This window comes from Pseudomonas sp. NFX5, assembly GCF_049132125.1.
Classification (GTDB): domain Bacteria; phylum Pseudomonadota; class Gammaproteobacteria; order Pseudomonadales; family Pseudomonadaceae; genus Aquipseudomonas; species Aquipseudomonas marginalis.
The window spans coordinates 666,818-690,164 of the sequence record NZ_JAFMZG010000044.1 but is presented as its reverse complement, the minus strand read 5'-3'; the positions used below and the strand labels follow the sequence as shown (position 1 = coordinate 690,164).

Below are 23,347 nucleotides of genomic sequence, written 5' to 3'. Positions count from 1 at the left end.
CGACCTCACTTGATTCGGATCGAACTGTCGCCGCGCTCCAAGTGAGCCCAGGTAGGTTCGGGTAGAAGTTCGTGTTCAGCGTCTTCACCGGCTGCGATGCGCTTGCGCACCGCTTCGTTGTGATCGCGGATCTCCTTGAGCTTGGCGGCAATGGCCTTTTTGTCCGGAGCAATGCTCGACTTCACAGTGGTCAGTTCGTCCGGCACTGCATCTTCGTTGTCCACGATCACCCGTTCGCTGTCCATGGCCAGTGTGATGGTGAAGAGCGGACGCTTGATCGACTTGATGTTGGCGGCTTCCATGTTGCGGCGCAGGTAGTCGCTTATCTGCGACACGCTGTTGGACTTGATCCGCTTGAGTTCAGCCAGGCGCTCGATTTCGTTGTCGATAGCCGTCACGTCGCTTTCAATGTTTCGGCGCAACATAACGATATTGTCGGCCTTGTCGTTGAAGTCACCTTGCACTTCGTCCATGGCGTGCTGAAGAGCCTCTTTCAGCCCCTCATCATCGGTGTCGGCCATGGCCTGGAGCTCAGCCAGCTTGCCGGTCAGTGCGTAGAGTTGAGTCATGCTGCGTCCTCAGTCAATTTTTCCAGGGTGGCTTTACGCTCTTCGAACGCCCGGGTGATCCGCGCGATGAAAGCCGGCTCGTTGCGGCGTGTTGCCTCACGAATGTATTTCACGTTCAGTGTTTTCAGCTCGTAGGCGGTTACCGCCTTGCCGATGGTCTCGACAGCCGAGGCGAGCCAGTCAATGCGCTCCTGTTTTTGGCGCAGAATTTCGGCGTCTTTGTCTTCAGCCTTCTCAATCTTGAATTCTTCGGTGATGGTGTCGACGTAGGTGGGGTCGTCGAACATGCCCAGGTAAATGTCAGCCGCGAAGCCCAAGGCTTGCAGGCACTTACCGATGCCATCGGTGAGGGACTTTTTCGCCGTATCCCAGTCAGTAAGGATTTTCCCCTGCTGCAGGTATACGAATGGTGTGTGGCCGTACTGCTGGATTGTGCATTTCTGCCCGGCCTTGCCCGTGTACCAAAGCTCTACCTTTACGGTATGCACCTTCGCGCAGATCATTGGTGCTCCAGGCCACTCTTTCGTTGGCGCCTGGAGGGGCGCGCCTTCGTCAAAGCGATCCTCAAGCACTGTCCAGCCCCAGCCTTCACCGCACGGGCCAAACAGCTCTGTGGCCCGATGCATCAGGTAAGTGGGCCTGATGGCGGTCCCCTTGAAACCGCCTGCGCCCGTAAATTTTTTGGTGACCTCGGGGTCGGTAGTTTCGACCTGATTCCATATCCTGGTGTTCTCGGACATCACTTGTTCCTCCAGCCGTCAGCACGCTTGGCCAGCTCCTTGAAGGAAGCCGCCGGCAGCCTGCTCATGTATTTTTTGTTGTCGCGATACCATTCTTCCAGGGCGGCTTTGGGCGTCTGGATGGCAACGACGTGGGAGACCTGCTGCTTGTACGAAGTCGAGTTTGAAACCTGAGAGTGGAAGGTCCGGCTCACCACTACGGTGTTGGTCATTCCCTGCTTGACCAGGTTGTTCAGTTCTTCCTGGGATTGAACGGCAATTGCACCGGGGTGCTTCTGCTGGAACAACCTGTAGCAGGCCTCTCTCACAAGCTCGGTGCTGCCGTACTCGACATATTCAACATCGGGAATCCCTGCCTCGATCTTCTCTGCCACTTCATCCAGGCGGCCCGTGTCGATCCATGCGTTTTTCGACACCTGTTTCAAATCCCATCCGCTAACCGTTTGGCGGTCTCGCTCAAGCTGCAGATGCTCGGGGAGGATGTCGTAGCCGTAGGTCAGATCGGTGTCGCATACGAAGAGGGTGCCGACGTACAGCTTGCCGGGCCGGGAGGGCAGGATGTGGCCGTACTTGGCGCCGATCACGTCGCTCATTGGTGGCTGCATGCGCAGGCACATGCTGCGGATTTCCGCTTCGTCATCATCGGAGAGGCCGGAGACGACGAATTCAACACCCTGATTCTGCCGGTGCGCCGGGGTCTCGTTGATGCATAACACTTCGGCGTCGAACTGGTCGCTGTGCCGGAACTCTGGTACCCATTGTCTGTTGCCGTTCAGCACCTTCACGTCGTAGCCATTCCGGGTCAGCACCAGCAGGGCGATTTTGTAGCCCTCGCCGAAGCTGCCGATTGCGTCGGAGCGGTCAGCCTTGGAGGTGCTGCCCAGCACCAGCGTGCTGGCCTCCAGTCTTGCAAAGCGGCTGGTGATGAACAGTTGGCCTTCGGCGAAGGCGTATTCAAACGGCGACTCGCTGTCCAGGGCGTTCTGTACCAGCTCCCGTATGGCTTCTTTCAGGCCCCAGTGGCGGACATAATCGCGGGACAGGGGAAGTTCGTAGGACTTGGAACGGATGCGATCTGCAATTGCTGCGAGCATGACTATCTCCCGCGCCATCCTTGCGGGGCGCTGTGAGGTGTTTGGTTATTGAGTGATTCGATCAGCGAGGGCGCTGAGCAACATCAGGAAGGTGAAGAGGGAGAGGGCAGAGAAAGAGCCGCGCCAGATAAGCATGCGCCTGGTGCGCTGGTGGGGAGTCAAGGCCGAACCCTCACCGCAATCCGCCCACCCTTCATGGTTGGCGCCAGGCGCTGAGGCAGATCCCGCACCAGGTCTTCACGCTTGCGGCCGATGAGCTCGTTGAAGGGCCGGCCGGAGCCCAGGATGGCGATGCGGCGCTCGATGTCGTCGAGCTGCTCGTCGATCAGCGATTTAACCGGTGCGGTGGTCATGCAGCCTCCTTGCGGTGCCTGGTGATTTTCAGCAGGCGCTGGCAGTAGTGGTTGAATTCTTCGACGGTGATCGCGTCGCCGGTGAGCATGTTGGTGATCATCCGCACGACGACGGATTGGGCGCCGGGCTCGCTGGCGGGATGCTTCAGGGCCTCCAGCGCCTCATCGATCAGGATGTGCGGGCTCATAGATCTGCATCCACGTCGTCTTCGCGCTCTTCCCGTTCCGCTGCTACCGCGTCTTCGGCGTAGGGTCTCAGCAGCGCCACAGCGATCTTCTCGACCGCCTCAATCGGGCGCTGCTGGCCAAGCAGGTCGGCGGCGTGGGCCCGAGTATCGCTCTGGCTGCCGAGCATTGCCGACAGCAGCAGTCGGGCAAACGAATCACGCTGGTCCAGGCCGTCGATCTGGCGCTGATTCAGGTGGCCTTGCAGGACAGTGCAGAACCGGTCGAACGTCACAACCTGCGGCTGGCCGTAGCGGCGCTTCCACTTGATGTCGACGCCGCACACCAGGCGCTCCGCCGAATGCTCAAGCCAGTCAGTCACCTCATCGCTCTCGCTGACCTCTGGAGGCAACTGAGCGTCGTAACGCTCCTGACAAATCTTCAATGCTGCGTTCATGGTCGCCTCCAAGGTGGCGGGTTGTTCACCTGTATTCGTCAACACTCATGCCTCCCGCTGGTTGCCGATGGGCGCGGGGGAGGAGTGCTGACGTAATAGAGGTGGGTAAGGGAACCCAGGCCCGCTACTGGCGACGGCTTGGGCTTGTTGCGTCAGCGGTGGCTCCCTCTGCGCTAGGGCGGCGCCGCGTATCCCGCTGCTGATTGCAGGTCGGCGGTTCGTCATGGGTGCGGGCTTCGAGCTTCCTACTCACAGCGTCAAACAGCATCTGTTCGCCGTGGATCACAGGTCCTTACAACATGCACGCTACAGCTCAGAGTGCCCTGATTGAGTGGGGCAGGGTGCATGAGGTCCGGCGGTCCCAGCCGAGGCTATCGGGATCGCTAATTCAAATCTTTGGATCTGGCCGTGACCCGCTACTGGCGTCGGTCACCGGCTTGAATCAAATGTTCTTCCAGCCGCGGGCCTTTCGGCTTGTTCTCCCGCTGGATAACTGTTCTTGGCGCTTTACGCTGCGCGCCCGGGTCAGTTGCCAACCCTCTGAACCGTTTAGGCCGGTTCATCGCTGCCTTTGAATCTGGGCCGGTGGTGATCCGGCAAGGTGTGTCGCTAAAGAGCGGTGCAGGTTTAGCTGCTGGCCGGCATCGTTCATTGCTGGCTTGAGGCGATAATCACAGAGTGTGTTTGTTGTGTCAACACGCAACGTGTTTGTATTTTTAATGATTGAATCACGCTGTGTGGTTTTTATAGGGCGATTGGGACGGAGGGGGCAGGGAGCCCGCCTATCGGCGAGCTCATTTAGGAATCGCAGTACTCACGCCAGCCGATCCGGACGGCGCCGTCTTCCAGGTGCTCGACCCTTATGCCCGCGGTGTCGCCGATGTCTTGGATGACCTGGCGCCAGGCTTCAGGGCTTTCATCGTCTCGCCTGGAAACCTCGACCAACTGAATCCTCTGCACTCTGGGGGAGGCAATTATGCGTTGCAGGCGATGGCCTACAAGCTCGTAGGAATTTCTCGGTTTCGGTGTGGGGTAGGGTGCTTGGATCATGCGTCGCTCCTTGCGAATACTGTATGTATGCACAGTATTGACACTGACATATCTTGGCAAGAGGGCGATAGGAAGTTTCATGCATAAATGCATGTTTTATGGTGAGTGCATTCTGGTAGGCATGAAAAAGCCCGCGCTGGGCGGGCTTTAAATGAATACGGTGAGCGGCGGCTACCCCGCCAAGTCCAAATCTCCACGATGAGCGATATGTACCTTGTTGCCATCTGGATCACGTAGGTACGCACCGTAGTAACCGTCACCATAGTGGGGACGTTGGTCAGGTTCACCTTCATCAGATCCGCCCGCAAGAAGCCCAGCTGCATAGGCGCTGTCTACCGCATTAGGAGATGGTGCGGTGAAAGCCACCATGCTGCCATTCCCTGCTCCGGCTTCATTACGGTCATAGGGGCTGTACACATAAAAACGAGGGAGAACGCTATCTGGCTTAATCCAGCATGCCGAAGGTGGTCCGCCATCAGGCGTTACAGGCCTGCGACAGAGCCCCAGAGGGATCAGCACCGCGTCATAGAAGGTAGATGCCTTATCAAGATCGTTTGTCCCAACGGTTACGTGACTGAACATCCTGTATTCCTACTTACGAAGGCGAGACGTTATCGTGTCATTTTGAAGGTGGGCGTGTATAGCCGTCGTCGGGTAAGTCGGGGAGGGCGAGTGTCGGCCCTCCAAATCGCAGGCAAAGAAAAGCCCGCGATGGGGAGCTGCGGGCTTAAAGGGATATTCACTAGGAGCTGGAATCACCATAAGCGCTCGATTGTGAAAGGGGTGTGAAGGCAGTGCCCGTAATTAGCGCACTTCATTTATGGAGAATTATCTGTTGCCGGTATCCGCTCTCGTTGATCAGTAACGGGTACCTGCTCTCATCTATCAGTGAGCGCAATCGCTTTGAGTGGGTAGATTGACTAAAAAGTACCTGGCAATCAGCGGTATCAAAAAATTGTCTGAGGAGTGGTATCGAAAAATTGAGCTGGGTCTTGTCAATTCTCAGCGAGACGGTAATTAAATCAAGCTGGTCGGTCAGATCTCGGTACAGGTCTATGACCAGCAGGCTGTCGCTTACGGCAGACGAATAGACATGAACGTCACCAGCACCAATAGGTGTGTCTTCGAAGTAGTGGTCGTACAGTTTTGCAATGTCTAGCTCGATTCCAGAGGCGATCAAAGCGGCTTCTAAATCCGCATTGGGTGAGTGCTCGTCCCCTACCCATGAAACTAAATCGGACATTGATACGCAGATGTCGAACTCATTGGCATAGACGATGGAAGGCATTGGTGGCTGACCCGGATGATGAATTTGGCGGTTACGCCGGCGGCAAGAATCACGACGCTGAGGATAGGTTAAAGGTCTGTATCAATACGTAGTCGCGATTGCTAAGGCGAGTTGATGGTCAGTCATCAGCGGTGGTGCGTAGGTCGTGTGATAGAAGCGTACTGCCTGTTCAAATTGTGCGCCGCGAATCTCGCCTTTTGAGCCGATGAACGCAAGGGCGTCAGCCTTTGCAGGCTTGAAGTTATTTGAGGCCAGCATGGTAAGTCCGGTAGTTCCCGCAACGGTGTAGGTTGGAGCCATTAGCACTGACAGCATCGAGTTATTGTAGGAGTCATCGGACCCCTCTGAAGCATGAGCATTGATCGATACCATAAGGGTTGCAGCTACAATCTTCCATGTGTCCATTCTTCGATGCTTCCATTGCGATCAGAGGGCGCCACCATAGCAAAGCAAGGGGCTTGCCAGAAACAAGAGGCCCGGCGCTGGGCCGGGCTTAACCTATTCCGGGCTTTATCAGACAACCCTGAGACGAGGAGGCGTTATCGGACGGTTCGGCTCGGGTTGCTCTCCTAGCACCCCTTGTAGAAGAGAGTCCATCTCATCGAGAGGAAGGTTAAGTTGATCGGCAATCGACTCCTTCGTATAGCGATCCTTCCAAAGCTCTTCAAGCACTTTTCGCCAAAGCACAGAGAATTCCCTATCCATAGATTGGGGTTCCTTTGTTCTATAGCCAGCTATTGCAATCTGCTTGCAGATCTCTCTGTAATGCCAATCAGATAAAATATTTACATCCCTAAGGCTCCGAGCCAAAGCAGGTACAGAAACTCCCCATCTTTTCTTGCTGGCGATAATTTGTGAAATGGATCTTACTGAGGGAAGATTTGCAATCAAATCTTCCCTGGGTATCAACAGGTTCGACGCAAATGCGTCCGCATCTCGCTCAACATCAGAGCCTTCAGTATAACCATGCGCATGCATTAGCAAATGGCCCAGCTCATGAGCGGCGTCGAACCGGCTGCGTTCTGACGACTTTATGGTATTCAAAAAAATAAATGGAGTGCCATCTCTCCAAAATGAGAATGCGTCAACGTCACGACCTTCCGACAAAGTGAAGATCCGAACACCTTTAGATTCGAGAAGCTTGATCAAGTTTGGTATAGGACGGAACCCAAGGCCCCAATGACGCCTAATTGATGCTGCAGCTGAAACTGGATCTTCATCTCTTAGATCGAGTAGGTCTTGTGTGGGAAGATTAAATTTACTTGCAACCCAGTCGTTGAATAGATACCCAAGCGCACCGCTGGCTAATGCCGCATCTGTTTGTTTGGCAGTCATTGATTTTAGACTACGAAAACTTACCTGCTTGCTATGTAGCTCATCTACATCGTCAAGATAAAAGAACTCAACTGGATACTTTAAAGCCTTCGCTATTGCGGCTACTGTTTCTGTTGAGGGTTCAATGGTAACCCCTTTTGCTATCCTAGAGAGTGTGACTTGAGTAACTCCAGACAGCTCTGCGAGTTTTTTTTGCGTAAGCTGCCTGCGCTTTCTAGCGAAGTCGAGCCGTGAAAGATTGAGATTCGCCATCTTTATTTTTTCGAAATCAGAATTTCTGGCTCATCGACAATGTCTTCCGCCGCGGGAGCAGTCGCGAATTCCAGCAGGTCGATATCTTTATCAGCAACAAAAATTCGGTCAAAGAAACCTACGAAGTGATCTTCTGTGAATGGTTTTGGCCTGGATACCTCAACCTCCAATCGTTTTGCGTTAGCCGATACGCAAATGAACCATACCACCGGAAAGCTACCACCCGGACGACTGTCCACAACATCAGCCCTAGGGAAGAGACTTTGCGCATGAGGGGCTGCTACTAAATCACGTGTAGCCTCTCCTTTAGGTGAAATCGCTTGCGGCTCGATATCCTTGCAAGCGTGATCTACGTTTTGAAAACCCAGCATGATCCCAAGGTCGTCATTAACTACAATCTCGATATTTCTGAAGTTGCCAGTTCTCCAACCGCTAGGAAGTGTCTCTAGGCGGAGGTGCCGAATCCCGGCCTGATAAGCTTGAGTACCAGGGAAGTTGACTGGGTCAACCCCTTCTAGGTATTCGGATCGAGCGCTCGCTGCTGCCATACCAATTTTGATGATCTGGTCAGAGGTGAGACCCAGGGCGTCAAGGCTGCGCTTAATATCGTATGGCTGGTCGATAATACCGAGAGCATGATTGGACATATTTTCACCTGATGTTAATTTTTTCTTCCTACATTGTAGGTTAAAAAAATTAACATGCAATGGCTGGTCGATGAGCGCGCAGGCCTTTCGGATTTACTTCAGTGATCCTGTCCCACCACAGTCGCCTTAAAAACGCGCGCCATAGAAGTGATTCAGCGCTATCAGTTCAAACACAGCCACGAAAACGCAGAGCACAACGAAGCCAGGGCTGAAGACCCGCTTGCGGCCGGATGAGCTCCAGCTAAGACCAGCTGCGTCGGAGTAGCCGGGGATCATCATAAGCAGCGCCAGCCAAGCAATGACCCCAACCTTGCTCCAGAAGGACTGCTCTCGCCATGAGGTAGAAGGTTTTCCAAGGGCGGATGGCATCAGTAAAACTTCTGCAGCGCCTGCACAACCACGCCAACGATCCGGCAATTCTCGTCAACCGCCTCAATTGGGTAGCTCGGATTCAGCGGCTTCAGGAACAGCCTGCCGCCGTCGCTGACTAGCTTCTTGAATGTGGCTTCATTGCTGTCTGGCAGCTTGGCCACCACCAGCTTACCTGGTGCGACCTCAGCCTCGGTGTCCACCAGAATCAGCGTGCCCTCGGTGATGCTCTGGCCGGCGGGCGCCGTCATTGAGTCACCTTTCACCTTCAGCCAAAACGCTGTGCCCTTGGAGTCGTACTCCGAGAACTCGTAGCTGTCCGAGAATCCGGCCGGGTAGGGCTCCACTGCTTCCGTCCAGGCGCCGGCGGCAACCCAGCTTATTACTGGGTAGCGGAATGATTTGGTGGGCTGCGCGGCGATTGAAATATTCGAGGGGCTTTCGCCAGGCAAAAGCAGCGCCGCCGGATCGATTTTCAGTTCATGGGCAATCTTGGAGATATCGTCAAGGTTTGGCTCCCGAGCATCTTTCTCATAGTTTCCTATGCGCGATTGGGATTTCCACCCGCATGCCTTTGCCAAGGCAGCCTGAGAAAGCCCTGCTTTTTCTCTGTAGTGCGCGATGCGCGATCCGAGTGTCTTCATGGATCGAATTTTAATCACGGAGTGAAATAAATTCCGCCCACTTATTGTGTTTGCCAATAACACGTTATGTGTTTATCCTTGGTTTATTGACCGCAGGAGCAGCGCAATGAACCTCATAGCAGAGTTTCGTGAGGAGGCCGGAATCACCCAGGCAGCCTTGCACCGAAAGCTCAACTGGAAGCAGTCGCGGCTCGCTAACTACGAGTCGGGGGCACGCCCATTGAAGCTTGAAGACGCCCGGAAGATCGTCCAGGCGCTGAATGAATTGGGTGCGAAATGCACTTTGGATCGTGTTTTTCCGCAGCAATCTACTGCGGATATTCGGGCCGCCTAGGCGACTTCCCTGTCCGCCGTTCCATTGAAGCCAGATTAGAAGAGAGCAGTCCCCATGCAAACGTCCAGTTCCAGACACACCGTACAAACTCGTGATCAGGTGCTGGTCGCACACGCTGCAAACCAGATCGCGCGCACCAGCCTGAGCCAGGACGACTTCGCCCAGGCGCTGAGCCGCGAGCTTCACCTGTCGTGCCCGGAGAAGGCCATCGCCAAAGAGGTGCCGGACTTCGCCGCGCTTACCTTGCAGAACGACGTGTCCGACTTTGTGAAGGCGACCGGCCGCTGGCTCAAGCGTGTACAGCGTTGGCTGAACGGCGATCAGGAAATGCCGTCCTGGTTGGAAGAGTCGTGGGTCAACGCCCTTGAGCCCGAATACCGTGATCACTGCCTAAACGAGCTGGCGAGCCGCCACGGCTTGACCGGTGCCCGCCAGATGACCAGCGACCAATGTGCGAACAAAAGCTTCGGTGCGCTAATCCGCGCGCTGGGCGATGTGATCGACACCGGCAGCGAAGTGTTCGACGACCAGGTGATGTGCGAACTGGATCTGCCGCACCTGCCAGCTTTCGCTAAGCAGTGCCGCCAGGTTGAAGCGAAGGCGGGGGAGTTGCGCCGGAAGGCTGAGGCGCTGCTCAACGGTAAGCCAGCACTGAAATCCATTGCCTGAATTCCAGGCACAAAAAAGCCGACGGTCGAGGTCGGCTTTTTCTACAGCGGTAAACAACTGGAGCGAATCATGCACCAACACACAGAATCGATCAATAGCCCCGACATTTCCGCGCCACGTTTTCCGCAATCCGAAAACGTGGCGCGAACAACTATGTCCTCGCGCGAAATCTCCGAGCTCACCGGCAAGCGCCACGACCACGTCATGCGCGATATCCGCAATATGCTCTCAGAGCTGAAAATCACTGACCCCAAATTTGGGGGCACCTATCTGGACGGCACCGGACGCTCGCTGCCTTGCTTCCATCTGGATAGAGAACTTACCGAAACACTGGTAACCGGCTACAGCATTCCGCTTCGCCACAGGGTTATCCGCCGGCTCCATGAGCTGGAGGAAGCTCATACCGCCCAGTCTGTTGCAATGCCGTCCTACTCAGAGGCTCTGCGCCTGTACGCCGATCAGATCGAGCAGACGGCAGTGCTGCGCGTTGAAAATCACCAGCAGGCCACCAAGATCCACTCCATGGAGAACCTGTTCAAGGAACGCATGACCCACACCCAATTCTGCAAGGGCCTGAATGGTGTCAATGTCATGCAGGTGGGGAATTACCTTGAGGTCCGCAGCTGGCTCTACAACGAAAGCAAGTCCGGCGTACGTCACCGTGTTGGCTCCTACGCACGCGACAAGTACATGACCGAGCACCAGCACGAAGTTACCCCGCACGGCAAAGACCCGTTCATCTCCTACATGCCAATCCTGCTGAAGAAGGGCGCCGCACGCCTATACGACCTGTACCTGGCCGGCGAGCTGCCCATGAAGAAGACATGGGACGGCCTGTTCACGCACGATAAAGCAGTTCGAGGTGCCGCGTGAGCATGGGCCTTATGGTCGCCGCGATGAAGCTTCGCGTCGGCAATCCATTGCGCAAGCTTGTGCTGATCAAGCTGGCCGACAACGCCAGCGATGTAGGCGAGTGCTGGCCGTCTTATCAGCACATCGCCGATCAGTGCGAGATCAGCAAGCGCTCTGTCATGAACCACATCACAGCCCTGTGTGACGCGGGATTGCTGCGCAAGGAGATTCGTAAGGGTGGTCCGAAGGGAAACTCGTCTAACGTTTACTTTCTCACTCTCGATGGGGGTGGTGCACCTCCTGCACCAGGGGTAGTGCAGCAGATTCACCAGGGTAGTGCAGCAGGTTCACTCCCTAGTGAATCTCCTGCACCAGGGGGTAGTGCAGCAGCTGCACCCAGAATCAGTAACTCTCTTGAACCAGTCATAGAACCGGTCATTGAACCAATTACGCCCCAGGCTACCGCCAAGGTCGTGAGGGGGCAGGTCGTGCCATTCGTTTCGCAGCAACCACGAGTTGAAATCCCCGCCGACATGCCCGGGCCGAAGGACCAGACCTGCAAGACGTTCAAAGTCTGGGCCAATTACGCCATGGCCTACCGTAAACGCTACAACGCCTGGCCGGTGTGGAACGCCAAGACAGGCAAGCAAATGGCTTTGCTCGTCGACCGCCTGGGTGCCGATGTCGCTCACCACGTCGCCGCCCACTTCCTGAAAACCAGCGACGCCGCTGTGCTGCGTAAGTGCCACAGCCTCAACGAGCTGCTGGCCAACGCCGAGAGCTACCACACCCAGTGGGTGACCGGGCAGCGCATCAACGGCACAACCGCCCGCCAGATGGAACGGACAGAAGCGAACCATTCCGCAGCGGAGCAGGCCGCACAGATGGTTCTGGCCAAACGCCAAGCAGGTGACCGCAATGAATACCTTTGAAATGAATGACCAGCAGGTAGCCGGGCTGGCCGCTGCCATCTGCGCAACCGCCGAGGCCATGGGCCAGGAAATGAGCCCCGGCACCGCCGCGATGATGGCCGAAGACCTTTGCGCGTACCCGGTGCCCGTCGTCAAAGCCGCGTTGAAGGCTTGCCGCTTCGAAGTGAAAGGCAAGCTGGCTATGGCTGACATCCTGCAGCGTGTCCAGACCTCCGACGGCCGTCCTGGCAAGGACGAGGCCTGGGCGATCGCCATGACCACCAACGACGAATTTGAAACCGTGGTACTGACCGATGAAATCCAACTGGCCCTGGCAGCAGCGAAACCCATCTTGGATGGTGGCGACAAAATCGGTGCGCGCATGGCGTTCATCGACGCCTACCAGCGGTTCGTGGGGCAGGCCCGCGAGGATGCGAAGCCGGTCAACTGGCACGTTTCAGTGGGCTTCGATGCAAACCGCCGTATCCAAGCGGTGACCAAGGCGATGGAGCTGAAGCGGATTCCCCTCGATCACGGCCAGAAGTACCTGGCTGACCTGAGTGTCGTGCCGGTCACTGAGGACGGTCGCGCCATCGCCGGCTTGCTCACTGGCACCGTCACACGGCCAGAGCCCCAGCTTCGGCAGAAGTTGGAACTGGTGAAAAACTCGATGCTGGAAATGCGCAAGGCCAGTGCCGAACGGAAAACCGAAATGCGGATTGACGCGGCAAATGAGTTGGCGGATCGCAGGGCGCTGCTCATCAAGCAAGCTCAGGAACTGGAAGCGAAGAGGGCGGCGCCATGACCGACAAGATCAGCGTCAACTGCCAGGCCAAGCTCTCTGAGGCTATCACCAAGTTGAGCGCCATGTACCGCGACAAGAAGTTCGTGGTGGTCTCCCTGCGCCCGGGCAAGGACCGCACGCTTGACCAAAATCGGTTGTGGTTCGGGATGTACAAGCGTATCGCCGAAATGACCCAGATCGGTGACGCGGCTGACGCCCGGCGCTACTGCAAGCTGCACTTTGGCGTGCAGATCTTGCTTAACGAAGACGCTGGGTTCCAGGCCGAGTGGTACCGAGTCATGCGCCATCTACCCTACGGAACGAAGCTGGCCATGATGGGGGAATGCCATCTGTTCGGGCCGGACGGCTTCCCGGTGACCAGCCTGTTCAATCGCGCCCAGGGCATCAATTACACCGACCGCATCGCCGCCTATTTTACAGGCCAAGGTGTGGTTTTCACTGATCTACTCAGCAAGGAGGCTGCATGATCGCCAAGCAACCCAAACCGAAGAAGTGCAAGAACCCGGCATGCGGCATCAGCTTCCCGCCGCAGCGCCTCGGACAGTCCGTATGTAGCCCGAAGTGCGGCCTCGCCATCAAGGACGTGAACCAGGCCAAGGCGCGCAAGTCCCTAGCTCAAGTTGAGCGCCGCGAGATCAAGGTTCGCAAGGAGAAGCTGAAGAGCCGCGGCGAACATATGCGCGAGGCTCAGCAGGCGTTCAACGAATACATCCGCACCAGGGACCAGACTGCCGGCCATCTCTGCATCTCCAGCGGCAAGCCGTTGGACTGGAGCGGCAACGCAGTCGATGCCGGCCACTACCGCAGCGTTGGCTCCGCGCCGCACCTGCGCTTCGATGAACGCAACTGCCACGCCCAGAGCAAGCAGGACAACCGATTCCTTTCGGGCAATGCCGTGGATTACCGGATCGGCCTGATCGCGCGAATCGGCCAGGAAGCGGTTGACGCCCTGGAAGCCGACCAGAGCGTGCGCATGTACTCCGTCGAGCAGATCAAGGGCATCAAGGCCTACTACCGGGCAAAGACCAGAGAACTGAAGAGGGCTGCAGCATGACCTATCGCAACGTTGTTTCAGCAGTAGTTCGAGCCCTCGCGGCCGAGACCATTAGTTCCGCCGGCGGGTGCGACTTTGAGCCCAAGGTGCAGTGTGCCAAGCAGAAGGGGGAGATCGTCGGCAAGGAGGCGGCGTTTCTACAGGACTGCTGGGTGTTCGGTCGGCTGCATAAGGCGCTGACCCCGGCGCACTGGCGGGCGCTCGTGGCGAAGTACTCGACGCACCAGGAGCGCAAGCATGGCGCCATCCTGGAACTGTTGAATTCGGTGAAGACGCCGGCGCCGAAGCGCTTCCGGGAATGCGCGGTGCTGACCTGGGCCATTCCGCAGGTTGCTGGTGCCGAAGGCAAGCGCTCCGCCGCAGTGCTGCCGGCAGCCTGGTACGACATCACCAATTGGGACAATGATGGTAAGCCAGAGTCGACCCGGTACCGTTGGCGCTCAGGGATCCGCAAGACGCTTGATGACCAGGTGAACGAGGCGCTCACTGCCGCTCAGGAACTGCTCGACGCGGAGGGATTAATCGAAAGTTGCGCGGCGTAGCAAATAGCCATTGCAATGAGTGAGAAAGTGAGAGAGTATTTACCCATCCTGTCGATCTTGCGCGTTAGGGATTGACATAAAAAAGCCCGGCCGCTGTGTCGGGTTTTTTGTTGAGGTGATATGGATACTGCCCATAAGTATAGCCAGGTTTTTTTTGCGGCTCTTTTCGTTCCTGGATTCGTTTCCGCCGCCCTGGTAGTTGCTCTATCGCAGGCTCGAATAAAATTCCCCACCATTTCTCGCTGGGTAGCCGTAGTGCTATTCGGAACAGGATTATTGTTTATCGCTGGCGCGTTGCCCTCATGGCAGATCCTGTTCCCTGAGCCTTGCCTTTATTCTTTTACCAAGCCAATGAGCCTGTGCTGGATGCAGCCATCTGCAATTTTTCAGATGGGATTGTTTGCAGGCCTGCTCGGCGCGCTAACTGCACTTCTGTTGATAAAAATATGGCGAGTCATGGCCAGGACGCGCATATAAAACACCTTACGAAACACAGATGCCTAGCCTTCGCGCTGGGCTTTTTATTGCCCACGGAAAAGGGCGATTCAGCAAAAGGAATTTGCAGATGTTGAAAGAATTCAGATGCGGTAACTGCAAAAGACTTCTCGCCCGTACGGGTGGGTTTACAGAGCTCCAGATCAAGTGTTCCCGATGCGGGACGTTGAATCATGCGAAGGACAAGATCCTCGAGCAATCGCCTTTGAGCGACATGAAAGCGGAATCCTCCGCGACAAATCATTCGACTCAATAGGTGAAAACATGGAACCAGTACAAATCGGCAGCCGTTTCAAATCGGTGGCAACCAGCTACGCCGAGGCAATTTTCACTCCGGCACAGAACGTCAATGGCGCTGTAGTTCGGACAGCTACGATGATCAGCCCCGTCGGGAACGGATTTATTAGCACCGGCACGACCATTCCGGAAGGGCGCTGGGTGACCAACGTGCCCGTTATCTTGTCCGCCGTTAGCGGTTCTTCCACTCTTCCGTTCTCTGTAACCATCCCCGCCGGTCAGGGCCTGTGGGTAGCAATGACGCAGAATGGCGGCGGTACGGCCTACGTGACCTACGACCTGCTGCCGTAAGAAGCGGTGGGCTGCATCTGCAGCCGTTTGCTTTTCTCCTGTCCTTACGTGACAGGCCAAGGCCCTGGCATTTGCCGGGGCCTTCCTATTTTCGGCTCCGCCACACCCATTGCTCCGAGCTGGGAGTGCTGCTGGAGCCGACCTATTTCAAACATGCCCCACGGAGTCGAGCGCATGGAGTATCTACAGCGCCTGTTCGATAAGATCGAGTGGCTATAGGGGATCTCATTGTTGAAGCGCCTGCAGATGACATTCTGTGGGCTCAATGCCATCATCGATTTTTTTCATAACTGAAGGGAATCGATGTGACTGGTCTAATCCACGGTTTTGCTGCATCTGATTGGATTCAAGCGCGAAACGCTGCACGGGCAATACTCATCAAGCACGCGAGACGACCCAATCCGTTTATCGCTTATTCGGACTTGGTTGCCCAACTTCCGATTGCTCTTGAAGCGCATGATTCGCGTCTGAGCGTGCTTCTGGACGAGATATCGACTTCCGAGTACGACCAAGGCAGGGGGTTTTTGACCGCCCTGGTGGTTCACAAAAATGGCTCGGTGATTCCAGGGCCAGGCTTTTTTGAAATGGCGCGGAAGAATGGTAGGGAGTTTGATGATAACGACCGCTTCTTCATCGATGCCTACAATGAAGTGACTAGCTATTGGAGAGCTAATCCCCAAGACGCGTAGCGCTATGCTGGTTTAGCTTTTAGTTCAAGAACCTCGGCATTTGCCGGGGTTTTTTCTTTTCGGCTACGCGACACCGATTGCTCCCAGCAGGGAGTGCTGCTGGGCTGATCTTTTTCTGGCGAAGGCCATTTTCTTCATGGAGTGACGATGGATCCTACTGACCTCGGCCCAGGCACAGCTACCTGGCTGGGCGGTAGCGCCACCGTAGTGCTGGGCGGCCTGCTTTGGCTGCGCCGGTTCCTTTCCAAGGATGCAACCGACCGCGCCATGGACAGCGCCGATATCGGCACGCTGAAGCGCCTGAACGAGTTGCTGAACCAAGAACGGGCCGCCCGCAAAGAGGCCGAGGCCCGCGCCGATCAGTTCGCGAAAGAGCGGAATGACCTGGCCGCCGCCGTCGGCCGCATGGAAGGTAAGATCGAAGCGCTGACAAGCCAGGTCGCTCAACTCACTGACCGCGTGACGCAGCAGAGCGACGAGATCACTCGCCTGCGCACCAAGCTGGGAGGTATCGCCTGATGGACAGATGCGCATTGGAATTTATCGCACGCCGCTGGTGGCGGCGTGCCGAGGTCTGGGCAATCGCTGTCGTGCTGGTTGGTGGTGGTGCCGTTCTTGGTTACCAGGCCGCCTACTGGTCTCTTGCCGAGAATCAGAGCAACCAGGTGACCGACATTCGCAGGGCCTACGACACCGCCATGGGCGAGCGTGACAAGCGCCTGGAAGAGTTGACTCGCCAAACCGGCACCGCCGCCGACAAAGCTACGAAGGCTGCAACTACTGCGGCCCAGGCTGCCGACAAAGCGGACGAAGCCCTCAACCGTGTATCGCAGTAATCCGCGCCACGTTTTCGAATGCGCCAAATCGTTGGGCGCAAACATGAGGAGTCACCCATGGATAACCAGCACAAGAAAATCACCGGCTACCGCGACCTCACCCAGTCTGAAATCGACGGGATGAACGCTATCAAGGCGCTCGAAGTTGACGCCGGCGAACTGTTCAAGCAGATCGGTCAAATTCAGGGCGTTGACCAGCGGCTGCTAGCCTTAGCCAAGACCAGCCTACAGCAGGGCTTCATGTGGTTTGTGCGCTCGATCGCCAAGCCCGCCGACCCTTTCGTTTGAGGTAGCAAAAGGTAGCTCGCATCCGATAGAGTTCTGCCTCTAATTGCCAAGGAGGGATCAGATGTTTGAGGTGAAACCCACAGTTTTTGTCGAGCCAGTAGCAGTTAACATGGGTGCTATGAGCGACCAAGATGAAGCTAACAACTACGTTCAGTGTCAGCACGGCCTGTTCTACCGATACTCCGATGAGGAGTACGCCAACCTGCTGTATTGGATGGGGGTGTCTTCCGGTTTTCCGGTCGTCAATGGATGCAGGGTCGTCCATCATTCTCCCAGGGGCTCTAGAGCCTGGATTCCAGTTCGTTAACTTGCTCTACCCCTGCCAAACGGGGCTTATTTGAAATACTCAATCAGCCCCTAATCAAGTAGCGTGTTCTCATCCTCGTACCGAACCAGGTGGCTTCATGACCAGACCTCAGCCACCGGGCGATCTTCTCGAGTCGCTCTGGCTCAAATTGCGCCCGGCCGCAGAGGTGTGGGACTGGATCCAGAGCGAGATATTTTCCGACACCGGCAGCATTCACAACGAAGACCATGCCCATCTACTGGATGCAGACATCCGGGTCATGTGGGCATCGTCGAGCTTCGAGAAACAGGGCCGTACAGTTCTTGGCCAGGCCGAACAGGTGGCTTTCCGCGCTGGTGGATGGCAGAAGGCCCGGATGGAGCAACAGATGCGTGATTGGTTCGGCGATGTTCCGGCCTTCATCATCACCCTGGCGGCTGATTACTGCGCCCAGTGCAGCGACCTTGAGTTCTGCGCACTCATCGAACATGAGCTGTATCACCTGGCTCACGCGACCGACAAGTACGGTCAACCAGCATTCACCCAAGACGGTGCACCGAAGATCAAGCTGCAGGGCCACGACGTCGAAGAGTTCGTCGGTGTGGTCCGCCGCTACGGCGCAAGTCCTGACGTTCAAGCGTTGGTGGATGCTGCAAACAGTCCTGCCGAGGTGGGGAAATTGAACATATCGAGGGCCTGCGGAACCTGTCTGCTCAAGTCGGCCTGATTCCATGACAGGTATTGACGGATGACAACCATATGGCAGTACTACGAAGCGAGGTCAAAGCCTTCATCGTTCAGGCTCTGGCCTGCTTCGATACGCCATCCCAGGTGGTAGCAGCGGTCAAGACAGAATTCGGGATTGAGATCACGCGCCAGCAATGCGAAACGCACGACCCGACAAAGTTTGCCGGGCAGAAGCTCGGCAAGACCTGGGTGGACCTGTTCCACGCTGCTCGCAAGCGATTCCGTGAAGAGATAACCGATATCCCCATTGCCAATCGCGCGTACCGGCTTCGCGGTCTTGGGCGGCTGGCCGAGAAGGCTGAGAGCATGCGCAACCTGGCGCTGACTGCTCAGTTGTATGAGCAGGCCGCCAAAGAAGTGGGCGATGCCTACGTGAATCGCCGCCTTGAACCTGAAAAGCCTTTGGGCTCCCACGCTGACCAGCAGCACGCCGTTGCTGAGTACACCTTGGAGCCTGATGAGAATGTCCCCGCTACCCCGTACCTTTGACCCGCCGGTAAGGCTGACGCCCAAGCAGGCGAACATTTACTGCTGGGGTTTCCAGCCTGAGGCCCGCTTCCGTGATGCAGTTTGCGGCCGGCGGTTCGGCAAGACATTCCTGGGTAAGGCGGAGATGCGCCGCGCTGCACGGCTGGCTGCTGAGTGGGGCGTGAGCGTTGAGGACGAGATCTGGTATGGCGCGCCGACCTTCAAACAGGCCAAGCGCGTGTTTTGGCGGCGCCTGAAGCAGGCTATCCCCGAAGCATGGCGTGCACACCGCCCGAACGAGACGGAATGCTCGATCACCCTCAAGTCCGGCCATGTCATGCGCGTGGTGGGGCTCGACAACTACGACAACCTGCGGGGCTCAGGTCTGTTCTTCGTCCTGGTGGATGAATGGGCAGACTGCCCGTGGGAAGCCTGGGAAGAAGTCCTGCGGCCGATGCTCTCTACCTGCCAGTATTCGATACCGGGCGTTGGCATGCGCAAGGGCGGACACGCGCTGCGCATCGGCACGCCCAAGGGCTTCAACCATTGTTACGACACGTTCCTCGATGGCCGACCAGGCCATGAGCCCGATCACAAGAGTTGGCTGTACACCTCGCTCGACGGCGGCAATGTTCCGGCCGAAGAGTTGGAGGCTGCCCGCCGAAAGATGGACCCTCGAACCTTCCGGCAAGAGTACGAGGCCAGCTTTGAGAACTACCAGGGCGTCGTCTACTACACGTTCAACCGTGAGGCGAATCGAACCAGCGAGACGATCAAGCGCGGTGAGGCGCTACACATCGGCATGGACTTCAACGTTATGAAGATGGCCGCCGTGGTGCATGTCATCCGTGACGATCTGCCATTGGCCCTCAGCGAGTTCTCCGAGGTGCGCGACACACCGGAGATGATCGAGAAGATCAAGCTTCGCTTCCCTGATCACAGCATTGCTATCTACCCGGACGCCAGCGGCCAGAACACAAGCAGCAAGAGCGCGAGCGAGTCTGATCTGTCACTGCTCAGGAAGGCTGGTTTCACCGTAGTTGTGGATTCGACCAACCCCGCGGTTAAAGACCGGGTCAACGCCATGTGCGCAATGTTCGCCAACACGTATAGCGAGCACCGGTACCTGGTCAACGTCGACCAATGCCCGAAATACACGCAGTGCCTGGAACGGCAGATCTACACGGACAAGGGTGAGCCCGACAAGAAGGCCGGTTATGACCACCTGGTGGACGCCCCCGGCTACTTCATTGCCAAGCGGTACCCGATCAAAACACGCACAGGCGGAACACGCCGAATTGGAGGCTTGGCCTGATGCCAGTGCAATCGACAAACCCCGACTACGACGCGCACATCGCCGAGTGGGAGATGATGGACGACGCGCTCGAGGGTGAGTGCGCCGTGAAGCGCAACGAGCGCAACCTGCCCAAGCCGAGCGGCATGGTTGAGGCGGAGAAGCTCGATGGGGTCGGCAATAAATACCTCTACGAGAACTACACGAACCGGGCTCAGTACGAGCATTGGGTGCGTGACTCGTTGCGTTCGATGATGGGGCTGGTCTCTCGACTGATCCCGGAGATCGAGCTGCCCGCCGGCCTGAAGGGGTTGGAGGATAACGCCACGGCGGATGGCTTCGGCCTGAAGCAGTTGTTCTTCCGCATGGTGCGCCAGGCGATCTCGCACGGCCGGGTGCCGCTGGTGGTGAACATCGACGAGAGCGGCGAGCCGTACTTCTCGACGTACGCTACCCGCAACGCCATCAATTGGGGCACTGCTGATCAAGGCGGCCGGCAGGATCTGGTCCTATCGGTATTCCGCGAGTTTCGCAAGAAGGGCGGCGATCGCTACAGTCATGATTGCGACACGGTGTTCCGTGAGTTCTTCATGCTGGACGATGTTTGCCACACCGCGGTTCGAAATGAAGGCGGTGAGCTGGTCGAGGACGAAAAGCCGCTGGGCACAACAGGAGCTGACAACCGCCTGGTTAAAGGCCTGTCGTACTTGCCGGTGATCTACTGCGGCTCGACCGACAACTCGCCGGACGTCGACGAGGTGCCGTTGCTGACCATGGCGCGGGCGGCATTGAAGTCGTATCAGCTCAGCGCTGATTACTTCACTTCCCTGCATCAGACCAGTCACCCGCAACCGTGGGTCTCTGGTTTGGATGAGGCGGTGGAGTTGAGCGTCACCGGCCCATCTGCTGCGTGGGACCTGGGCCCGAATGGCGAGTGTGGATACCTGGAATTCCAGGGCGCCGGCATCGAAGCCGTGCGCAAGGCGATGGATGACCAGAAAAACGCCGCGCTTGAAGCTGGTGCCAAGGTCATGGACGTAGCAGGCACTGAGTCGGGTGAGGCGCGCAAAACACGCCAGAACGACCAGCACGCCACGCTGCACAGCATCGTCATCACAGTGGCCGAGGCGGTGGAGCAGGGTTTGCGATACGCCGCCGAGTGGAAGGGATACGACCCAAAGCAGGTCAAGTTCAAGGTGAACCCTGAGTTCGTGACCCCGGTGGTCGACGCCCAGGTGCTCGCCGAGCTGCTGAAAGGCGTAATGGCTGGCACGATCAGCGCCGACACCTACTGGCAGTACCTCACCACCGGCAAGTTGCCGGACCGCCCATACGACGAAGAGGCCGACCTGATCAGCGATGAGCGCGAGTCGGCCGGCATCAACTTGGACAAAGACGATGCCATCGACAAATCTGGTGCAGGCGGACAGCCAACTGCTGGAGCAGACGACACGCCATAGCGTCATGCTGGAGCGGCTTAAGGCCGGCGAGGTCAAGAAGTTCGAGAAGTACCTGCGGCAGATCGACAAGCTGGTGCGGGAGCAGCTCACCCGAAAGGAACTGACCACTTACAGCCGGGACCGGCTTGAGCAGTTCCTGGCCCGGTTGGACGGCAAGCTGCTGGAGATCTACAAGGCCTACGGCGACCTGGTGCAGGCCGACCTGGTCGATATCGCGCTGTACGAGTCAACCTTCGAGGCTAAAAGCCTGAGCAATGCGCTCTCCATCGACGCGGTGGTGCCGACTAATACGGTGATCCGCGCGGCGGTGTTCTCCTATCCGCTGCAGGTGAAAGGCATCGACGGCGGCAAGCTGCTGAAGAGCTTCGTCAGCGGCTGGACGCGGACCGAGACGATGCGCGTCACGAACACCATCCGGCTCGGTTTCGGCCAGGGCCAGACCAATGCCCAGATCATCCAGGCGATTCGCGGTACCGCGGCACAGAACTTCACGGACGGCGTCCTTGCTGTGAGCAACCGCAACGCTGCCTCTGTGGTGCAGACGGCAATCCAGCACGTAGCCACCACGGCACGAATGGAGACGCTGAAGGCCAACAGCGACGTGGTGCTGGGCTATCGCTGGGTGTCGACGCTTGACCGCAAGACCTCGCAGCAATGCAAGGGCCTGGATGGGATGCGTTTCGACCTGGGCAAAGGTCCGCTGCCGCCGGCGCATATCAACTGCCGGTCAACCACGGTGCCGACCACTAGGCTTTCGGAGATGTTCACAAAGGACGCCACACGCGCCTCGGTGGGCGATAACGGTGGGGCCCAGGTCGACGCAGGCCTGAATTATTACGAGTGGCTGGCAACGCAGCCGGCGAGCTTCCAGGATCATGCCCTCGGGCCGGTCCGGGGTAAGTTGTTCCGTGATGGTGGCCTGACGCCGGAGAAGTTCGCCAAGTTGCAGCTCGACAAATCGTTCAAGCCGCTGACGCTGGCGCAGTTGAAGGAAGCAGAGCCTGACATGTTCACCCGAGCAGGCATTACACTCGGCGCTCAACCAGGTTGAGATAGCACATGCAGATCATCGTTGAGGACGGGAAGGGCAGGCCAGACGCGAATAGCTTCGTGCCGCTGGAGAAGCTGACCTTCTACCGCGACTACTACGGGTTCCGGATACCTGAAGCTGAGGCTGACCAGGTCGAACTGCTGCTGCGCGCTGCGGCCGACATCAACGGTCGCCAGTGGAAAGGGCGCAAGGCAAAGCCTGAACAGGCAATGGCCTGGCCCAGGCGCGACTGCAAGATCGAATACCAGACGCTCTCCGAGACGTTCGTGCCCTTTGAGCTTGAATGGGGCCAGGTGAGGCTGGCGGTCGAGCTATATGCCGCCGAGCAGGGCTTCCAGATAGAGGAGCCCATGCATTGCATTGAGCCTGACGGCCGGCGCACAAGACTAGGTCGAGACACCGCAGGCGTTCGTATGCGACCACCTCCATATACATCAAGCCGGACACAGTTTGCAGATTACTTGGTGATGCGTGGTTTAAGACTTGTCAGGTAGGTTTAAACGCCCGGGGTATTGTCAGGTTTAGGTTTGGGCAAAATGAACGGAAACCCCAGAGTCCCGCTTTCGATTAGAGTCGACTCCTGTATGCACTTTTTTGGTGTTGATTTGTCGGGAAGAATTGGAATCAGTGCTGCTATTGTTTGAGGGATTTGAGTATCGGTTTCCTGACCAATTGTTTTGATCATTCCGTTTTCAAGACTCACATTAAGCTTCGCTGAGCCAAGTCCACTTTTGAATTTCAGGGACCGCTGCTTGCCAGGTAGTGTGACTGCGGCCACCCCCTGTGAGCAGTCCTTATTGTTGGTCACCAAGATGTAAGGCACTGGATCGTAGTACGTAAGTCCATCCTTCCCTAGATCAATTCCAGCGCATCCTGAAATCCCTGATGCGCCAATAGCAAGTAGCACTGTCTTAGCAGAATTTTGCATAACACTCTCCTGTCGTGAGCCGACATGGCTCGAGAAGGAGTGTAGTTAGGATTCACGCTTGTACCGGAGTTCGGACGGCGTTGCGCA

Annotated in this window: 36 protein-coding genes; 21 read left to right on the top strand and 15 right to left on the bottom strand. The window is 57.0% G+C overall.

The features are described from left to right. Nucleotides 1–5: 5 nt before the first annotated feature. The 14 genes from J1N02_RS31225 to J1N02_RS31160 form a co-directional block, all read right to left on the bottom strand. A complete protein-coding gene (locus J1N02_RS31225) occupies nucleotides 6–569 on the bottom strand; it encodes a siphovirus Gp157 family protein (RefSeq protein ID WP_421148275.1) in 564 nt (187 codons plus the stop codon). Continuing rightward, nucleotides 566–1,309 (bottom strand): hypothetical protein, encoded by a 744-nt coding sequence (locus J1N02_RS31220; RefSeq protein WP_369005374.1) that lies wholly within the window; start codon nucleotides 1,307–1,309, stop codon nucleotides 566–568. Before J1N02_RS31220 ends, J1N02_RS31225 begins: the two co-directional genes overlap by 4 nt. Beyond that, nucleotides 1,309–2,403, bottom strand: a complete 1,095-nt coding sequence (locus J1N02_RS31215; protein ID WP_421148274.1) for a hypothetical protein — start codon at nucleotides 2,401–2,403, stop codon at nucleotides 1,309–1,311. The genes J1N02_RS31220 and J1N02_RS31215 overlap by 1 nt, the downstream gene beginning before the upstream one ends. Nucleotides 2,404–2,561: 158 nt before the next feature. Continuing rightward, complete coding sequence (locus tag J1N02_RS31210) at nucleotides 2,562–2,756, bottom strand: hypothetical protein (protein WP_092489167.1); 195 nt, start codon at nucleotides 2,754–2,756, stop codon at nucleotides 2,562–2,564. Next, nucleotides 2,753–2,944 carry a hypothetical protein gene (locus J1N02_RS31205; protein WP_092489166.1) on the bottom strand — a complete coding sequence of 64 codons (192 nt, stop codon included), beginning with the start codon at nucleotides 2,942–2,944 and terminating at the stop codon, nucleotides 2,753–2,755. The genes J1N02_RS31210 and J1N02_RS31205 overlap by 4 nt, the downstream gene beginning before the upstream one ends. Next, nucleotides 2,941–3,378, bottom strand: coding sequence for a hypothetical protein (locus J1N02_RS31200; protein WP_421148273.1), 438 nt, complete (start codon nucleotides 3,376–3,378; stop codon nucleotides 2,941–2,943). The genes J1N02_RS31205 and J1N02_RS31200 overlap by 4 nt, the downstream gene beginning before the upstream one ends. Nucleotides 3,379–4,176: 798 nt before the next feature. Continuing rightward, on the bottom strand, nucleotides 4,177–4,428 hold the full coding sequence (locus J1N02_RS31195) for a DUF1654 domain-containing protein (protein ID WP_286800639.1): 252 nt from the start codon (nucleotides 4,426–4,428) through the stop codon (nucleotides 4,177–4,179). Nucleotides 4,429–4,599: 171 nt separating this feature from the next. Further along, nucleotides 4,600–5,010 carry a VOC family protein gene (locus J1N02_RS31190; RefSeq protein WP_421148272.1) on the bottom strand — a complete coding sequence of 137 codons (411 nt, stop codon included), beginning with the start codon at nucleotides 5,008–5,010 and terminating at the stop codon, nucleotides 4,600–4,602. A gap of 232 nt (nucleotides 5,011–5,242) precedes the next feature. Continuing rightward, nucleotides 5,243–5,716, bottom strand: a complete 474-nt coding sequence (locus J1N02_RS31185; protein WP_421148271.1) for a hypothetical protein — start codon at nucleotides 5,714–5,716, stop codon at nucleotides 5,243–5,245. Between the two features lie 81 nt (nucleotides 5,717–5,797). Further along, nucleotides 5,798–6,121, bottom strand: a complete 324-nt coding sequence (locus J1N02_RS31180; RefSeq protein ID WP_421148270.1) for a DUF2388 domain-containing protein — start codon at nucleotides 6,119–6,121, stop codon at nucleotides 5,798–5,800. Between the two features lie 108 nt (nucleotides 6,122–6,229). Next, complete coding sequence (locus tag J1N02_RS31175; RefSeq protein ID WP_421148269.1) at nucleotides 6,230–7,303, bottom strand: ImmA/IrrE family metallo-endopeptidase; 1,074 nt, start codon at nucleotides 7,301–7,303, stop codon at nucleotides 6,230–6,232. Between the two features lie 2 nt (nucleotides 7,304–7,305). Further along, nucleotides 7,306–7,950 (bottom strand): hypothetical protein, encoded by a 645-nt coding sequence (locus J1N02_RS31170; protein WP_421148268.1) that lies wholly within the window; start codon nucleotides 7,948–7,950, stop codon nucleotides 7,306–7,308. A 126-nt stretch (nucleotides 7,951–8,076) separates the two neighbouring features. Next, the gene (locus tag J1N02_RS31165; RefSeq protein ID WP_421148267.1) at nucleotides 8,077–8,319 is read right to left on the bottom strand and encodes a hypothetical protein; all 243 of its coding nucleotides are present in this window, start codon (nucleotides 8,317–8,319) and stop codon (nucleotides 8,077–8,079) included. Continuing rightward, nucleotides 8,319–9,026, bottom strand: a complete 708-nt coding sequence (locus J1N02_RS31160; RefSeq protein WP_421148266.1) for a LexA family protein — start codon at nucleotides 9,024–9,026, stop codon at nucleotides 8,319–8,321. Before J1N02_RS31160 ends, J1N02_RS31165 begins: the two co-directional genes overlap by 1 nt. Nucleotides 9,027–9,069: 43 nt before the next feature. Between J1N02_RS31160 and J1N02_RS31155 the strand changes: the two genes are divergently transcribed. The 21 genes from J1N02_RS31155 (at nucleotide 9,070) to J1N02_RS31055 (ending at nucleotide 22,826) form a co-directional block, all read left to right on the top strand. Next, the gene (locus J1N02_RS31155) at nucleotides 9,070–9,297 is read left to right on the top strand and encodes a helix-turn-helix domain-containing protein (protein WP_198712650.1); all 228 of its coding nucleotides are present in this window, start codon (nucleotides 9,070–9,072) and stop codon (nucleotides 9,295–9,297) included. A 54-nt stretch (nucleotides 9,298–9,351) separates the two neighbouring features. Then, a complete protein-coding gene (locus J1N02_RS31150) occupies nucleotides 9,352–9,966 on the top strand; it encodes a hypothetical protein (RefSeq protein ID WP_213549550.1) in 615 nt (204 codons plus the stop codon). 69 nt (nucleotides 9,967–10,035) lie between these two features. Next, nucleotides 10,036–10,839, top strand: coding sequence for a Rha family transcriptional regulator (locus J1N02_RS31145; protein ID WP_421148265.1), 804 nt, complete (start codon nucleotides 10,036–10,038; stop codon nucleotides 10,837–10,839). Continuing rightward, nucleotides 10,836–11,750, top strand: coding sequence for a helix-turn-helix domain-containing protein (locus J1N02_RS31140; RefSeq protein WP_421148264.1), 915 nt, complete (start codon nucleotides 10,836–10,838; stop codon nucleotides 11,748–11,750). Before J1N02_RS31145 ends, J1N02_RS31140 begins: the two co-directional genes overlap by 4 nt. Continuing rightward, complete coding sequence (locus J1N02_RS31135) at nucleotides 11,737–12,534, top strand: hypothetical protein (RefSeq protein WP_421148263.1); 798 nt, start codon at nucleotides 11,737–11,739, stop codon at nucleotides 12,532–12,534. Before J1N02_RS31140 ends, J1N02_RS31135 begins: the two co-directional genes overlap by 14 nt. Continuing rightward, complete coding sequence (locus tag J1N02_RS31130) at nucleotides 12,531–13,001, top strand: hypothetical protein (RefSeq protein ID WP_421148262.1); 471 nt, start codon at nucleotides 12,531–12,533, stop codon at nucleotides 12,999–13,001. The genes J1N02_RS31135 and J1N02_RS31130 overlap by 4 nt, the downstream gene beginning before the upstream one ends. Next, nucleotides 12,998–13,588 carry a recombination protein NinG gene (locus J1N02_RS31125; protein ID WP_421148261.1) on the top strand — a complete coding sequence of 197 codons (591 nt, stop codon included), beginning with the start codon at nucleotides 12,998–13,000 and terminating at the stop codon, nucleotides 13,586–13,588. Before J1N02_RS31130 ends, J1N02_RS31125 begins: the two co-directional genes overlap by 4 nt. Next, a complete protein-coding gene (locus J1N02_RS31120; protein ID WP_407017848.1) occupies nucleotides 13,585–14,130 on the top strand; it encodes a hypothetical protein in 546 nt (181 codons plus the stop codon). Before J1N02_RS31125 ends, J1N02_RS31120 begins: the two co-directional genes overlap by 4 nt. 120 nt (nucleotides 14,131–14,250) lie before the next feature. Continuing rightward, nucleotides 14,251–14,607: a hypothetical protein gene (locus J1N02_RS31115; protein WP_421148260.1), complete on the top strand. Its 357-nt coding sequence runs from the start codon at nucleotides 14,251–14,253 to the stop codon at nucleotides 14,605–14,607. An 88-nt stretch (nucleotides 14,608–14,695) separates the two neighbouring features. Further along, nucleotides 14,696–14,881, top strand: coding sequence for a Com family DNA-binding transcriptional regulator (locus tag J1N02_RS31110; protein WP_092489150.1), 186 nt, complete (start codon nucleotides 14,696–14,698; stop codon nucleotides 14,879–14,881). 8 nt (nucleotides 14,882–14,889) lie between these two features. Further along, nucleotides 14,890–15,213, top strand: coding sequence for a hypothetical protein (locus tag J1N02_RS31105; RefSeq protein WP_092489149.1), 324 nt, complete (start codon nucleotides 14,890–14,892; stop codon nucleotides 15,211–15,213). Nucleotides 15,214–15,518: 305 nt separating this feature from the next. Continuing rightward, nucleotides 15,519–15,902 (top strand): hypothetical protein, encoded by a 384-nt coding sequence (locus J1N02_RS31100; RefSeq protein ID WP_421148259.1) that lies wholly within the window; start codon nucleotides 15,519–15,521, stop codon nucleotides 15,900–15,902. A gap of 147 nt (nucleotides 15,903–16,049) precedes the next feature. After that, on the top strand, nucleotides 16,050–16,421 hold the full coding sequence (locus tag J1N02_RS31095; RefSeq protein ID WP_025856073.1) for a chemotaxis protein: 372 nt from the start codon (nucleotides 16,050–16,052) through the stop codon (nucleotides 16,419–16,421). Continuing rightward, a complete protein-coding gene (locus tag J1N02_RS31090; RefSeq protein ID WP_154989936.1) occupies nucleotides 16,421–16,738 on the top strand; it encodes a hypothetical protein in 318 nt (105 codons plus the stop codon). Before J1N02_RS31095 ends, J1N02_RS31090 begins: the two co-directional genes overlap by 1 nt. 57 nt (nucleotides 16,739–16,795) lie before the next feature. Beyond that, nucleotides 16,796–17,026, top strand: a complete 231-nt coding sequence (locus J1N02_RS31085) for a DUF7681 family protein (protein ID WP_421148258.1) — start codon at nucleotides 16,796–16,798, stop codon at nucleotides 17,024–17,026. Nucleotides 17,027–17,430: 404 nt separating this feature from the next. Next, a complete protein-coding gene (locus J1N02_RS31080; protein ID WP_421148257.1) occupies nucleotides 17,431–18,039 on the top strand; it encodes a putative metallopeptidase in 609 nt (202 codons plus the stop codon). Between the two features lie 32 nt (nucleotides 18,040–18,071). Next, nucleotides 18,072–18,548: a DUF2280 domain-containing protein gene (locus J1N02_RS31075; protein ID WP_421148256.1), complete on the top strand. Its 477-nt coding sequence runs from the start codon at nucleotides 18,072–18,074 to the stop codon at nucleotides 18,546–18,548. After that, nucleotides 18,523–19,842 (top strand): terminase, encoded by a 1,320-nt coding sequence (locus J1N02_RS31070; RefSeq protein ID WP_421148255.1) that lies wholly within the window; start codon nucleotides 18,523–18,525, stop codon nucleotides 19,840–19,842. The genes J1N02_RS31075 and J1N02_RS31070 overlap by 26 nt, the downstream gene beginning before the upstream one ends. Then, a complete protein-coding gene (locus J1N02_RS31065; RefSeq protein WP_421148254.1) occupies nucleotides 19,842–21,281 on the top strand; it encodes a DUF4055 domain-containing protein in 1,440 nt (479 codons plus the stop codon). Before J1N02_RS31070 ends, J1N02_RS31065 begins: the two co-directional genes overlap by 1 nt. Next, a complete protein-coding gene (locus J1N02_RS31060) occupies nucleotides 21,220–22,332 on the top strand; it encodes a minor capsid protein (RefSeq protein WP_421148253.1) in 1,113 nt (370 codons plus the stop codon). The genes J1N02_RS31065 and J1N02_RS31060 overlap by 62 nt, the downstream gene beginning before the upstream one ends. A gap of 8 nt (nucleotides 22,333–22,340) precedes the next feature. Next, complete coding sequence (locus tag J1N02_RS31055; RefSeq protein ID WP_421148252.1) at nucleotides 22,341–22,826, top strand: DnaT-like ssDNA-binding protein; 486 nt, start codon at nucleotides 22,341–22,343, stop codon at nucleotides 22,824–22,826. A gap of 2 nt (nucleotides 22,827–22,828) precedes the next feature. Here J1N02_RS31055 and J1N02_RS31050 read toward each other — a convergent pair whose 3' ends face one another. Continuing rightward, on the bottom strand, nucleotides 22,829–23,260 hold the full coding sequence (locus tag J1N02_RS31050) for a hypothetical protein (protein WP_421148251.1): 432 nt from the start codon (nucleotides 23,258–23,260) through the stop codon (nucleotides 22,829–22,831). Between the last annotated feature and the right edge of the window lie 87 nt (nucleotides 23,261–23,347).